Annotated in this window: 12 protein-coding genes; 5 read left to right on the forward strand and 7 right to left on the reverse strand. The window is 53.1% G+C overall.

Going from position 1 to position 12,466, the window contains the following annotated elements:
• Positions 1 to 63 precede the first annotated feature (63 nt).
• The 3 genes from QW772_07200 to QW772_07210 all read right to left on the reverse strand — a co-directional run bounded on the left by QW772_07200 (position 64) and on the right by QW772_07210 (position 1,928).
• Positions 64 to 429 carry a hypothetical protein gene (locus QW772_07200; GenBank protein ID MEM0038692.1) on the reverse strand — a complete coding sequence of 122 codons (366 nt, stop codon included), beginning with the start codon at positions 427 to 429 and terminating at the stop codon, positions 64 to 66.
• Positions 430 to 645: 216 nt separating this feature from the next.
• Entirely contained in the window at positions 646 to 1,569 is a 924-nt protein-coding gene (locus QW772_07205) for an NAD-dependent epimerase/dehydratase family protein (protein ID MEM0038693.1), read from the reverse strand.
• On the reverse strand, positions 1,566 to 1,928 hold the full coding sequence (locus QW772_07210) for an MTH1187 family thiamine-binding protein (protein ID MEM0038694.1): 363 nt from the start codon (positions 1,926 to 1,928) through the stop codon (positions 1,566 to 1,568). The genes QW772_07205 and QW772_07210 overlap by 4 nt, the downstream gene beginning before the upstream one ends.
• A gap of 278 nt (positions 1,929 to 2,206) precedes the next feature.
• Here QW772_07210 and QW772_07215 point away from each other — a divergent pair, with 278 nt between their 5' ends.
• From QW772_07215 to QW772_07225, 3 genes are all read left to right on the forward strand, one after another.
• Entirely contained in the window at positions 2,207 to 2,422 is a 216-nt protein-coding gene (locus tag QW772_07215; GenBank protein MEM0038695.1) for a 4-oxalocrotonate tautomerase family protein, read from the forward strand.
• Between the two features lie 500 nt (positions 2,423 to 2,922).
• On the forward strand, positions 2,923 to 4,380 hold the full coding sequence (gene proS / locus QW772_07220) for a proline--tRNA ligase (protein MEM0038696.1): 1,458 nt from the start codon (positions 2,923 to 2,925) through the stop codon (positions 4,378 to 4,380).
• A gap of 50 nt (positions 4,381 to 4,430) precedes the next feature.
• Positions 4,431 to 4,715, forward strand: a complete 285-nt coding sequence (locus tag QW772_07225) for a 30S ribosomal protein S26e (GenBank protein MEM0038697.1) — start codon at positions 4,431 to 4,433, stop codon at positions 4,713 to 4,715.
• 192 nt (positions 4,716 to 4,907) lie between these two features.
• On the opposite strand, the gene QW772_07230 is transcribed toward QW772_07225, so the two are convergent.
• The 4 genes from QW772_07230 to QW772_07245 all read right to left on the reverse strand — a co-directional run bounded on the left by QW772_07230 (position 4,908) and on the right by QW772_07245 (position 9,392).
• Positions 4,908 to 5,612: a hypothetical protein gene (locus tag QW772_07230; protein ID MEM0038698.1), complete on the reverse strand. Its 705-nt coding sequence runs from the start codon at positions 5,610 to 5,612 to the stop codon at positions 4,908 to 4,910.
• Between the two features lie 3 nt (positions 5,613 to 5,615).
• The gene (locus tag QW772_07235; protein ID MEM0038699.1) at positions 5,616 to 7,022 is read right to left on the reverse strand and encodes an ABC transporter ATP-binding protein; all 1,407 of its coding nucleotides are present in this window, start codon (positions 7,020 to 7,022) and stop codon (positions 5,616 to 5,618) included.
• A 2-nt stretch (positions 7,023 to 7,024) separates the two neighbouring features.
• Positions 7,025 to 7,600, reverse strand: coding sequence for a hypothetical protein (locus tag QW772_07240; protein ID MEM0038700.1), 576 nt, complete (start codon positions 7,598 to 7,600; stop codon positions 7,025 to 7,027).
• 136 nt (positions 7,601 to 7,736) lie between these two features.
• Positions 7,737 to 9,392, reverse strand: coding sequence for a hypothetical protein (locus QW772_07245; GenBank protein MEM0038701.1), 1,656 nt, complete (start codon positions 9,390 to 9,392; stop codon positions 7,737 to 7,739).
• A gap of 416 nt (positions 9,393 to 9,808) precedes the next feature.
• On the opposite strand from QW772_07245, the gene QW772_07250 reads away from it, so the two are divergent.
• Both QW772_07250 and QW772_07255 read left to right on the forward strand, forming a co-directional pair.
• Positions 9,809 to 11,434, forward strand: coding sequence for an ABC transporter substrate-binding protein (locus tag QW772_07250; protein ID MEM0038702.1), 1,626 nt, complete (start codon positions 9,809 to 9,811; stop codon positions 11,432 to 11,434).
• A gap of 3 nt (positions 11,435 to 11,437) precedes the next feature.
• Entirely contained in the window at positions 11,438 to 12,466 is a 1,029-nt protein-coding gene (locus QW772_07255) for an ABC transporter permease (protein MEM0038703.1), read from the forward strand.

A 12,466-nucleotide genomic window follows, 5' to 3' on the forward strand; every position in this document is an offset into this window, starting at 1 on the left:
GAATGAGCACAACCGTCCTACGGGTTTGCACTTCAGTAACCACCGTGGTTTCAAGGGAAGTGGTTACTGAATCCCATATTGGGGGCCGTATTCCCAACCCTCAACATCCTTCCAAGAGACTGTGACGTTGTTGATGAATGACTGGCATAAACCCTGGGGCTCAGGTAAAGCGATGTTAATGCTAAACGTTCTCTGCTCTTCAGATTCTACTCGCGGTATCGACCAGGTCTTTAAGGTTCCGTTAGGTAGCAGGTCTTCGATGTTTACATCAACTGCCGGCGAGCCGCCGAGGTTGGCTACCGATATCAAATACTCCGTAAGTCGCCCCGGCATGCCCACCGCCGGTCCTGTTTTAGCCACGTTTAACAGCGGGTTTGACAGCACTATGGTGACCCACTGGTCAGGGTATGAACTATATTCATTGCCCATGTCACCCCCCTCCCAATTCATTATCACCGTATACCTCTATTACGGTTCCATTCTGAACGTCCTCCTTCACCTTAAATGTGAATGTGATCAGCATGGTTGTATGACTGGGTACGGAGGTTATTCCGAGGACTACGTCCCCGTTTTCAATCAATCTGACCTGGTGGAGTTGAACTTACGTATTCGGTTTCCCCTACGTTATACGTCAATCTCTCTTGCTTAGCCTCCCTGCTGGAGGTCACGTTTGACTTGATCTAAGGTTTTCTTGAGTCCTTCCTCGAGGGATATTGTCTGGATGTTGATGAGCTTCCTCACCCTGCCCACGTTGGCGACGCTGTGCCTTATGTCCCCAGGTCTTGCTGGCGCGTACGTTATGGCTAGCCCCTTGTTGATGAGGTTCCTGATAGTTGTTGCTAGCTGGTTGATTGTTGTAGGCCTTCCTGAGCCGATGTTGTATGTCTGATTATCGAATAAATCCCTTTCAATCAGGCACTCGATGATCTTAGCTACGTCGCCCACGTAGATGAAGTCTCTTGTCTGTTCTCCGTCACCGTGGATGATTAAGGGCTCCCCCTTCAACGCCCTTTCCATGAAGTTCGTTATAACGCCTGCGTATGCCGGGTTCTGACCTGGACCGTAGACGTTGAAAAGTCTGAGCGTGATGTGTTTGAGGCCATAGGTCCTGGCGAAGTTCCTGAGGATTTCCTCACCGTAGAGTTTGCTCAGACCATATGGTGAGAGAGGGCTTGTCGGGTGCTCCTCGTCCACTGGTAGCTTGAGTGGCTCCCCGTAGACTGCCGCTGAGCTCAGGTAGATGAGCTTAAGACCTCCTCTAGCACACTCATACCCCACCCTGGCAGTCCCTAGTGAGTTGTTCTCGAGGTATTTGAGGGGCTCTCTGAGGGACTCCTCAACGCTGACGTATGCTGCGGCGTGAACCACGGCGTCGAAATGCCCGTAGTTGCTGAAGGTCCTCACGTCAGCTCTAACCACGCGCACGTTAAACCCCTCAAGCCTTCTCAAAGCATGCTTGCTGGACCTCTCCATACTGTCGACTATCGATACATCATACCCCCTCCCCTCCAGGTGAAGGGCCACATTATGCCCTATGAAACCTGCACCGCCGGTGATTAAGACCTTCATTCAGCCCGCCCACTACGTCCTTCAGACCTGCTTGGCCCAGCAGGGTCTCCACCGCTCGCACTCTGAAGCCTCTCCTGCACTGACCTGACCTTGTACTCCAGCGTTATGTTCTTATCGAACCTCAGGTCTAGCGATACATCTACCACAAGCCTCGGAACCCCCATAGCCCTCAGCCTCTCAGCAATCTCCTCAACAACCTTGGCAATCCCCTCTACTGAGTCAGCCTCGACCGCCGTGCCGAAGGGGGTTACCTGATGTTTGAGACCTGCGGCCTCGATGACCCTTAGAGCCTCGGCAACATAACTGCTTAAGCTAGCTGACTGGGTCCCCACAGGGACCACCCGTATGGAACCCAACACCCTCAAGCCGCAGCACCATCATAATAGGGGGTGCAAGGCTATAAACCTTGGAAATGCCAACGCACCACGTCATGTGGAGGCGGGGGTCCTCAAGCGGGTAACTAAGCGTCAGCAGGAATTGCGGGGATAGGTGGGAAGAGGGGATTACGTTGTGATAGGGGTGAGAAAAACAGTTTTCGTGTTTTTGGATTTCTACCGGTCTGTTAACGTCCCTGAGGCAGTGAGTCATGCGGTATTTGATTGGTAGCGTTTTTAACCGCTCAATAGTTTAAATCTAGTTGGGTTTGGCAATGCCCCTGGTTCATGTATATGTTTGGAGAGGTATTTCAGACGAAGGTAAGGAGAAGATCATAGCAGGGATCACCAAGGTCTTCACTGATTTAGGTATACCGCCAAACGCTGTTGAGGTGGTGATTCACGAGATACCTAAAGAGAACTGGGGGGTCGGGGGCGAGCAGGCGAGCAAGAGATTTGAAGACGTGCAATCACCCTGAGTAAAGGTCTAGATGTTGAAAGTCAACTCTACTAAAACGCGTGGCAGTGAACCTCTGAAGCGGCTTATCGTAGGCGTCCATATGACTGTGGACGCTGTTCTTCAGCACTTACCACGATCCGCGTGGAATTTTTATCTCCTTATCGGCGGTGTTAATGCCCCGCTTCAGGACTAGAATCCCCGGGCTCTGAGTTTTCGGAGGACTTCATAGGAAGACATTCTTAACGGTCGCTAATGTGGAGGTGATGTTGGAAGCGTCCTGAAAATGAGCTGTTTGACTGTGGAGGGACCGCCTGACTAACTGGCGTGTTGGTGAGCACTAATACTGGCAAGCCCGAGACGCTTAAACCCCCCGCGTACGTGGGGCTTTGGCTCAAGGGCTCTAACCCCGTTCAGGAGGCCTCCTTAACTCAGGTTTTTATAAGTGTGTACCTACAGTAAATTGTTGGTGCTCGGATTGAGGTACTGTGCCCTCAAGTCGTTTGGTGAGGTGGGTTGTTGATGCGTGAAGAGTTGTTGGGGGGTAAGAGCTTCAGCGAGTGGTTCGATTGGGTGTTGAGGGAGGCCGAACTCTACGACTACGGAAGGTACCCTGTTAAGGGTCTTGCTGTCTGGATGCCCTACGGCTTCAAGCTCAGGAAGCATGTGATGGATTTGATGAGGGATCTCCTGGACTCAACAGGCCATGAAGAGATACTGCTCCCCCTCCTAATACCTGAGGATCTGCTTGCTAAGGAATCCGAGCACGTGAGGGGTTTTGAGGACCAGGTTTATTGGGTCACTCACGGCGGCCTCGAGCCCCTCGACGTTAAGCTTGCTTTAAGGCCTACGAGTGAGACCTCACTGACGTTCATGGAGTCATTCTGGATTAAGAGCTACAAGCAATTACCTAAGAAGTACTACCAGGTTGTCAGCATATTCAGGTATGAGACGAGGGCTACGAGGGCCATGCTCCGTGTTAGGGAGGTCACCACCTTCAAGGAAGCCCATACGGTTCATGAAGACTTCAAAGACACTGAGAGGCAGGTCGCTGAGGCCGTCGGAATATACAGCAGGTTCTTCGACCTACTGGGAATACCCTACCTAGTATCCAGAAGGCCTGACTGGGACAAGTTCCCAGGCGCTGTGTACACAATAGCTTTCGACACGCTGATGCCTGACGGGAGGGCGCTTCAGATAGGGACCGTGCATAACTTAGGACAGAACTTCACGAAGGTCTTCGAGGTCAGGGTGCAGAGGAGGGACGAGACCGTTGACTACGCCTGGCAGACATCATACGGGATTTCCGAGAGGGTTATAGCCTCCCTGATAAGCACCCATGGGGATGGGAAGGGTTTAGTCCTCCCGTTCAGGGTGGCGCCTATACAGGTTGTCGTGGTCCCCATACCTGCTGGGGGTGAGGAAGGGAAGCGTGAGGTCTACGCTAGAGCTAAGGAGGTTGGGGAGTCTCTTAGGAAGGATGGCCTAAGAACGCATGTAGACCTGGATGAGGACAGAACGCCCAGTGAGAAATTCGCGTACTGGGAGCTTAAGGGAGTCCCGCTGAGGATTGATCTAGGCCCTATAGAGCTGCGCGAGGGCATGGCCACAGTGTTCAGGAGGGACACGCTGAGGAAGGAGAAAGTACCTCTTAACGAACTGCCAGCCAGGCTGAGGAGGATGGGCGAGGACATAGACGCCAACCTAAGTGGGAGGGCTTGGAGGTCGTTCAGGGAACGCATGGCCACGGCGAGAGAGTTAAGCGAGTTCGAGGAGGCTCTAAAGCGGGGTGCTGACATAGTCGAGGTTCCGTGGTGCGGCTTCAGGGAATGCGCCGACCACATCGCTACGACACACTCCCTAGAGACTCTAGGAACCCCGCTCAAGGTTGCGGAGGAGCTCGGCAGGAACCCAGACGTCACGTGCCCTGTCTGCGGGAGGAAGGCAGTGACGTACATGAGATACGCTAGGAAGTACTAGTACAGGAAATCATTTATAAAGTTTTGATCCAATAGCTATAGGTGTTCGGTTTGCCGAAGAAGCGTGAGAGCAGGGGGAGGCGTAAGGGAAGCAAAGGCTCCGTCGAGCTAATACACTGCGATCAATGCGGCAGACTAGTTCCGGAGGACAAGGCGGTATGCGTCACGAGGTGGTACTCTCCGGTAGATCCTCAGTTGGCTGACGAGCTTGAGAAGAAGGGCGCCATCATAGGTAGGTACCCAGTAACTAAATGTTACTGCGTTAGCTGCGCAGTATTCATGGGAATCGTGAAGGTAAGGGCTGAGGAGGAGAGGAAGAAATCCGCGCGAACCTAACTTAAGAATGCCCTCACCACTTTCAACACCCCAACACCGAGTCCGATCAAGAACTTGCGTTTCTACATGAAACCACCTCATCGCGAGGACCTACCGTTCCCCAGTAGATGGTTCACCATGTTCTTTGATGTTTAACCACTGCGCCGCCGCAAAGCATAAGAACAGATCCAGTAAATCAAGAAAGAACAATCCTCAGGGAGCTGTTAAAGCTACGACTGTCAGGACTGCCAGGCCGGTGTAGATCATTAAATCCCTCCCCTTCAGGAGTGTCAGCCTCGCCCTCACCGAGGGCGGGTACTGGGCATACGCCTCCACAACATTCCTTGTGTTCAACACCGTGTAGTATGTGAGCGGGGTCACTAAACGCTCTACGCGCCTACCCACATACTTAAGCCTCACCGTTGTGAGGGCTTCCGAGAAGTGCATGAGCGTTGTCGGGAGTTGAGTCATTATCATGCTGATTATTAATGACTGACGCCTGAGACCGATTCTATGTAACACCCCCCTCCACTCCCTCAGAGAGACCAGCTGGAATAAGAGTGTGAAGCCCAGGAAGAGCGAAACTAGCCTGGCAACGCCTGAAGCGAGCTCCGGTATTGGAGGTGCGGGAGGGTTAATGAACGTGCTGAGCGCGAAGATGGCCGTGCTCACCAGAGTGAATAGGAGCACGAGTCTCAACCCGCTTAAAACCAATCTCCAACTCCTCACGTAACCCGCTAGGGCGAACTCCACCATTAGTACGGAGAAGGGGGTTAGGTAATATGTTGTGGGGTTTGGTGAGGCCCTGGAGGATAAGGTGAGTGCTGTGAGCCATAAGGGTGCTATGATCCTGCATACGGTGCTTAAGCCCTTATCGTCCCCGGCATAAAGGAACATGTACGCAAGCTCTCTGAGCATGCATCACCCACCCCTAAACACCCCTATTCGCCGATCACCTAACTGCCTATCCTCCATCAGCACACCATCCTCTAGTCTGAGTACCTTAACACCCTCCCTAAGCCCTAAAACCTCACTATTGCTTGTGGCTATTATTTTAGCGGGCTTAACCTTAACTAGATACTCAAGTAACTTAACCCTGTCAGCGTACGTGAGCCCTGAGAAGGGTTCGTCAAGGAGTATGACGCTCAAGCCAGGGACTAGTTGGGCGACGGTGATTGCAAGCTTAACCATCTGCCCATACGACAGGTTGAACGGGGTCTTGTCAGGGTCGAGTCCTAACTCAGCAACCCTCCTCAACCCCTCCTCCACGCAGTCTTCACTACCGCTATGGGCTCTACACACTTCCCTAACCTCATTCCTCACACACTCCTCAGTGAAGAAGAGGTAAATGTTCTGGGGTATATAGATAGCCCTCCCACTCCTAAGTACGTTACCCTCCTTAGGTTTGAGGTACCCAGCCAGGATCTTGAGCAATGTAGATTTGCCCGACCCGTTATCTCCGTAGATGAACAGAATCTCACCCTCCCCGGCCGTGAGGTCCACACCCCTCAAAACAGGGGTCCCTCCGTAGCTGAAGCGGACGCCCCTAGCCTCAACGGCCACACGACCTCTGGCAACCCCTGAACCCTCCGGATGTTTGGGGGGTTCGGGCAGCGCATCCCGCATCTCTCCAAGCAGCCTTGAGGGCTCTCCGGGCACCTCCTTCAACCTCCCCTCAGACATTACGTAGACTCTGTCAGCGTAATTCAGTAGGGGGAGGAACCTGTGCTCGAATACCAGAACGCTCTTACCCATCAGCTTGAGCATCCTGAGCACGTTGAGGAATTCGTAAACACCCTTATCATCGAGCCACATTAGTGGCTCGTCGAAAACTATGAGTTCCGGGTCAGCGATCAGGGCCTTACTGATTACGGCTCTCCTAGCCTGCCCCCCAGACAGCTCGAAGAAATACCTCTTCAGAACACCCCATAAACCCATTGACTCAGCGGCCTTCCTGAAGGACTTATCAGCCCTCTCTAGGTTTCCGTGAATGGATTCGGCGTAGGAACGTAGATCCTCCTCCAGAAGGGGTTCCGTGAAGTATATGTATGGGTTCTGCCCCACGACGTGAATGATCCTAGAGAGCTCGCCGACATCGTATTCAAGTACCCCCTTACCCTTAACAAGTACCTCACCTTCTATAACCCCCTCATAGACGTGTACCCCGACGCCGTTCAGAACCCTCGCCAGCGTTGTCTTCCCGCATCCAGTCCCACCTATAATGAGTACCGCCTCCCCACCGCCAACCTCTAGACTTAATCCTCTGAGGACCCAGTCACCTTCAGGATATCGGAACCAAAGCCTTCTGGCGGAGATGATGGGAACCATCTCTACCGACTCATCCTCCTTAAAACCCTGTAGGTTGAGATGCTCAGTAAAGCAACAGCTACAGCCAGGCTGGCGTTGAAGACCGTTATCCACGGGAGGTAGTAGAGTGTGTAGCTCCACGCAATCTCGAAGCTTGTGAAGTAGTTCGGGTACGCCATCATGAGCCAGTAAGGCGTCACCAGAAGGTTAAGCAGACACATAGCCAGAGTCCTGGACGCGGTGGCGACGCCTACGGAGAGAGCCGTAGCTGGACCGATAGACCTGCTTGAGAACCTCCTGTAAAGGATGACTAGAGGTACGTAGGTAGCGACCTCGGCGGTAACCTTCATAATCATGCCCACCGGGTCCGCGCCGAGGATAACTGAAACTAGGAAGAAAGCGGGGAGAGCTATTAGTGAGCTCCTCAAGGAGTTGAAGGCAAGCAGTGCCAGAGGGACGCCAGCAATATCATATTTTAGGAAGGGTGCGGGAGGGAAGGGCAGCTCGAAGAACCTCAGTATGATGGCGAGGGTAGTGTAACTTGCCACGTAAGCCACTCGAGACAGCTCACTCAACGACGAAGCCAACCAATCCACCATCATATTGCTCTAAGACAGTAATTAAAACTTGTGGCCAGAACTCAAACCTGTGGAGAGCCCTAGAGCACGGGTTCAGGTAACGCGTGCTCCAGGAGGTTTATATTGGAGGGAAAAACTACTGATTAGCTGATTGCAGTTACTGTTGTCCCTGTCCTTGACTAACTAGCGTTACCCTGACTTCGTTATTCTGTCCTGTCTGTTCACTGCATATGCGAACGACGTATTCACCTTCAATCCAGTCTTTGTTAGTATCCCAGTTGAGGTGCCAAGTGCGAGTCTCAATGTGATACTGTAGGAGAGGGGCATTACCGGGAGGCTCCGGCGTTATCACGACTCCGTTTGGCATGACTACTTCCACCTTGGGGTTTGCTCCGCTACTATCTACAGGGGTTCCTTCGTAGTTGGTATACTGCCACATGATCTCGACAGCACTGCCAAGCCTATGCGTGTCGCCATCCTTCGTTACTTTGAAGTTGTAGATCACGTTGTAGGTCACGGTGACCGTGGTGGATAGTCCGGCGCAATTCCCAGCGGTCACTGTGAAATCTTTAGGACCTACTGTTGAGGTGTCTATGGGCATCCCATTTTCGACCGTCGCAACCAAAGAGCATATTCCTGACACAGGGTCCTCGGCGGACCACTCTGCATACACCGGCTCGTCAAGAATATATTGAGCACCATTGTAGGGAGTGGTGATGGTGACTTCCGGAGGAGTTTTATCTATCTTAATTTGCTGACACGGTAATTCGTAGGTGTTTCCAGCGTTGTCGGTGGCCCTATGGTATAGGGTTGTAGTTCCTTCGTAATTGATGTTGAATGGTTCGGAGTAGGTGATCCAGTTCACGCCATCGAAACTGTACTCTATCGAAGACACTCCGGAAACTTCGTCTGTAGCGGTTAAGATAACCTTAACATCTGAAATCCACCAACCATTATCACCCTCGGTCCCAGAGAGCTCCTTAGACAAGGATGGAGGCGTCTTGTCAATCTTTATTTCCGCAGTCTTAGGCTCCTCCGCATTCCCTGCATTGTCTACGGCCCAGTAGGTGAGGGTGTGGATGCCTTCCTCAGATATCGTGAACTCGGTTGTGTGACCGGGGATAATCCATTCACCATTGAGTATGTAGTGAATCTCCTTAACCCCACTCCCTCCTTCATTATCTACTGCCGTTAGGTTCACTATGACGTCAGATACGAACCAGCCTTTATCGCCCTCCGTCCCAAAGAGCGTAAGGGTTGTCGTTGGTGGTGTGATATCTTCAACTATTGTTGGTGGTGTAGAGCCCCCAACCCTTATGGTCAGGTGGCACCCATCACCTTCAGGGCTACCCTGACTACCCGGCGGCGGGGCGAACTTAATCAGCACATTGTAAGTTCCTGGGACTGTGTCGGCCGGCACGCTCACTGTGACCGTCACGTCTTGTGACTCCCCTTCCGATAGAGTCAGCTGGTTGGAGCTGAGTGTAATCCAGCCTCTAGCATCTCCACTACCAACTATCTTACTCTGGTACGGCACTTCATTGCCATCATGTGCCGTCACCGTCAGGGTCAGCGTTGAGGTGCCTCCCTGATTAACCTCAATCTCGGTGAAGCGGGCCTCACACGTGATAGGCGTCCTCGCCTCCTCCGGCTTAGCTTCCTTAGGCTTTCTTGAGTCAGCATGCGTTGATGCAACAGGTTTCCCCTCCTCCGGCTTAGCTTCCTTAGGCTTTCCTTCGACAATATATGTGGGCACGGACAGCACTATGGTTAGTAATAGGAGGACCCCTAACAAAGTCGCTGTTCTGCCCATTCTTTCACTTCAATTTTAGGTTTGTAAACCAGCTATATAAACTTTTCACATTTTCGAGGTCGTATTTCACATGCGCTAGTGCATTTTCCCTAGGCCTTTCGTATGAGTTCTGCAACCATTGTCACTAACCATCTGTACGTGAGCGCACGAGAAGGTTTGCGAGGTTGGTGTTCAGCAATCTGCAACCCGCCTGATGTGTGAGAGCTACCTCAAGCTGGTGAAGGGCGATGACACGAGCCCCTGTGGAGTAGGGTCGAGGTCCACAGAGTCGAGGGCAGGGCGGGCAACACTAAATCCAGTAGTATCAACAACGAAGCTCAAACCCGTTCCCATAGTATTCGGCTCCTAACACAGGATTTGACGGAGGCGATGCTTTTAAAAGTCCGTGTCCATTTATGTAGAATTAGGTGATCAGTATGAGTAAGCGTATTTTGTTCGCTGTGGTCATTCTGGCTTTAGTTGTAGGTGCGGGACTGTACGTAATGACCAGACCCCCGAGTGATGGTGGGGAGAGGCTGAGGGTTGTCGTCTACGCTTACAATGACGTCATAACGGGTATTGACCCGAGTCTGGAGGACGATACGGGGCTGGTTGTTCTGGGCGTGGTTTACGAGCCCCTTCTGTACTATAACCCGGTGACCGGGGAGTTCAGACCTGCTTTAGCCGTGAACTGGAGTAGCAACGAGGATGGGACTGAGTGGGTGTTTAGACTGCGGAGGGGTGTAGTCTTCCACGACGGAGTCAAGTTCAACGCGACCGCGGTGAAGGTAAGTGTTGAGAGGGCGATGACCATATACCGTGAGACCGGGAGGGGCCTGGGGTATGTGTGGGATTCGGTGGATGAGGTTGAGGTGGTTGACGAATATACTGTGAGGTTCAAGCTCAACTACCCTCAGAGACTCGATATAATGGCTTCCGCCTGCTACGCCGGCTACATATTCTCCCCAAACGTCCTCAAGAAGAGTGGCGCCACGGACTACATGGACAGAAAGCTGGAGGAGTGGTTCAACTCAGGGAACGCTGCCGGAACAGGCCCTTACGTGCTGGAGTCCTACAGTCCTGAGTCTGAGGTGAGGTTGAGGAAGTTCAAGGAGTGGTGGGGGTGGGGTGAGGTCAGCAACCCCAAAGCACCGGACGTCGTAATCATCAAGGTTCTGACGGAGCCGCAGGCCCAGTACAACGGCCTCCTCTCGGGTGTGGTGGACATAGCTACGAGCGTCCCGAGAGCCAACATACCTGCACTGATATCCCAGGGCCTCAGAACCTACAACCTCACGACATACCACAACTACCTCATGTTCTTCAATGTGAGGAGGCACCCAACCAGCGTCGAATCCTTCAGGAAGGCCGTCGCCCACGCTATAAACCTGGATGAGGCGGTCAGCGTGGCCATGGGCGGGCACGCCCTGAAGGGTAGCGGGGTACTGCCCCACGGCTTCCCAGGTTTTGTCGAGGGCTTGACGTACGAGTACAACATAACTAAGGCTAGAGAGTACTTGAGGGAGTCAGGCGTTCCCACGCCTGCGAGGATACAGGTACTCTATCAAGTGGATTATGAGGAGACTCGCAAGCTAGCGGAGTTGATGCAGTCTAGGCTGAAGGACCTCGGCATAGAGGTGGATCTAAACCCAGCCACCTGGACTCAGCTTAAGGATATAGCGAGGTCTGTGTGGGATGACCCCGAGGGGGTGCCGCACATAATAATCGCAGACTGGTGGCCTACCATGGCGTCGCCGTACGATTACCTCTACGCGATGTTCCACAGCGAGTCTAAGGAGTGGAACTTCGCCGGCTATGAGGATCCGGAGTTCGACGAGATGATTGAGGAGGCCTACGAGCTTGAGGGACTTGACTACCAGCGTGCGATGCAACTCTACAGAGAGGCGCAGCAGAAGATATTCGACGAGGCCGTGGCGCTTAACCTGTGGGATGAGGTTAAGCTGTTCATATACGGCAGGCGCGTCTACATACCGCCGGGCGCTATGAACCCGCTCTACATGTACGTCATAAGGTTCGAGAAGGTTTCGGTAGAGGGGACGTAGCGGGTGCCCCTCAGCCTTAACTACCTGGTCAGGAGGGTCGTGTGGAGCCTGCTCGTAGTGGTTGGAGTGGTGGTCCTCTCATACCTGATAATCATACTCTCTCCAGGAGACCCGGCGGTCAAGTGGGCCGGCAACCCGAGGGGCGCGAACGCAACTCTAGCCATAGAGCTAGCTAGGAGGGAGCTCGGACTTCAGGACCCGCTCTACGTTCAGATACCACGCTTCATCGTGAGCGTCCTGACAGGCAACCTCGGTCTAAGCATATACTACAAACAACCCGTATTCACGGTCATAGCTTCCAACTTAGCCTCAACCCTCGAGCTTCTCATCGTGACCTACCTCATAGCCATACCTGTGGGCGTTCTGCTTGGTTACCTCTCAGCTATGCACAGAGGATCCAGGATAGATGACTTCCTACAGCAACTCGGCGTGCTGCTCGCAAACACCCCGACCTTCTGGCTTGGCTCCGCCCTCTTCCTGATACTAGTCACACACCAAATACCTTCGTCAGGGCGCGTCGACTACGCGCTCGCCATAGAGACAGGCTTCCAGCCCGTGACAGGTCTCTACCTCCTCGACAGCCTGATTCAAGGCAACTTCCGCGTCTTCGCAGACGTCCTCGTTAGGTTGTTGCCGCCAGCGCTGGCGGTCTCCGTCTACCCGATGGGTTTGATGATAAGGGTGGTGAGAACCCTCGTCACGGATGTTCTACTGGAGGACTACATAAGAGTTAGCGTTGCACTTGGGGTTGGGAAGAGACGCATTCTCTGGACGTTCACACTCAGGGCAGTCCTACCGGGCGTAATACAGCTCTCCGGAATCGCCTTCGCCTACAGCCTAGTGGATGCGATGGTTGTGGAGAGCGTTGTGTTCGGGAGACCCGGCCTAGGGAGGTTGCTTATGGACGCGCTGAACAGCAGCGACTTCAGGATAGCCATTGGGCTGATAGTGGTTGTCACGGCCTTCTACCTGGTAGTCAACACGCTGGCCGACGCGATTCAGGCCCTTGCTGATCCTAGGGTGAGGTTATGA

It is taken from the genome of Zestosphaera sp., assembly GCA_038727705.1.
GTDB lineage: Archaea > Thermoproteota > Thermoprotei_A > Sulfolobales > NBVN01 > Zestomicrobium.

Coding starts and splice junctions, on each gene's coding strand:
- proS (MEM0038696.1), top strand. CDS start 2,923: ATGCGTGAAGAGTTGTTGGGGGGTAAGAGCTTCAGCGAGTGGTTCGAT.
- QW772_07250 (MEM0038702.1), top strand. CDS start 9,809: ATGAGTAAGCGTATTTTGTTCGCTGTGGTCATTCTGGCTTTAGTTGTA.
- QW772_07235 (MEM0038699.1), bottom strand. CDS start 7,022: ATGGTTCCCATCATCTCCGCCAGAAGGCTTTGGTTCCGATATCCTGAA.
- QW772_07230 (MEM0038698.1), bottom strand. CDS start 5,612: ATGCTCAGAGAGCTTGCGTACATGTTCCTTTATGCCGGGGACGATAAG.
- QW772_07245 (MEM0038701.1), bottom strand. CDS start 9,392: ATGGGCAGAACAGCGACTTTGTTAGGGGTCCTCCTATTACTAACCATA.
- QW772_07205 (MEM0038693.1), bottom strand. CDS start 1,569: ATGAAGGTCTTAATCACCGGCGGTGCAGGTTTCATAGGGCATAATGTG.
- QW772_07240 (MEM0038700.1), bottom strand. CDS start 7,600: ATGGTGGATTGGTTGGCTTCGTCGTTGAGTGAGCTGTCTCGAGTGGCT.
- QW772_07200 (MEM0038692.1), bottom strand. CDS start 429: ATGGGCAATGAATATAGTTCATACCCTGACCAGTGGGTCACCATAGTG.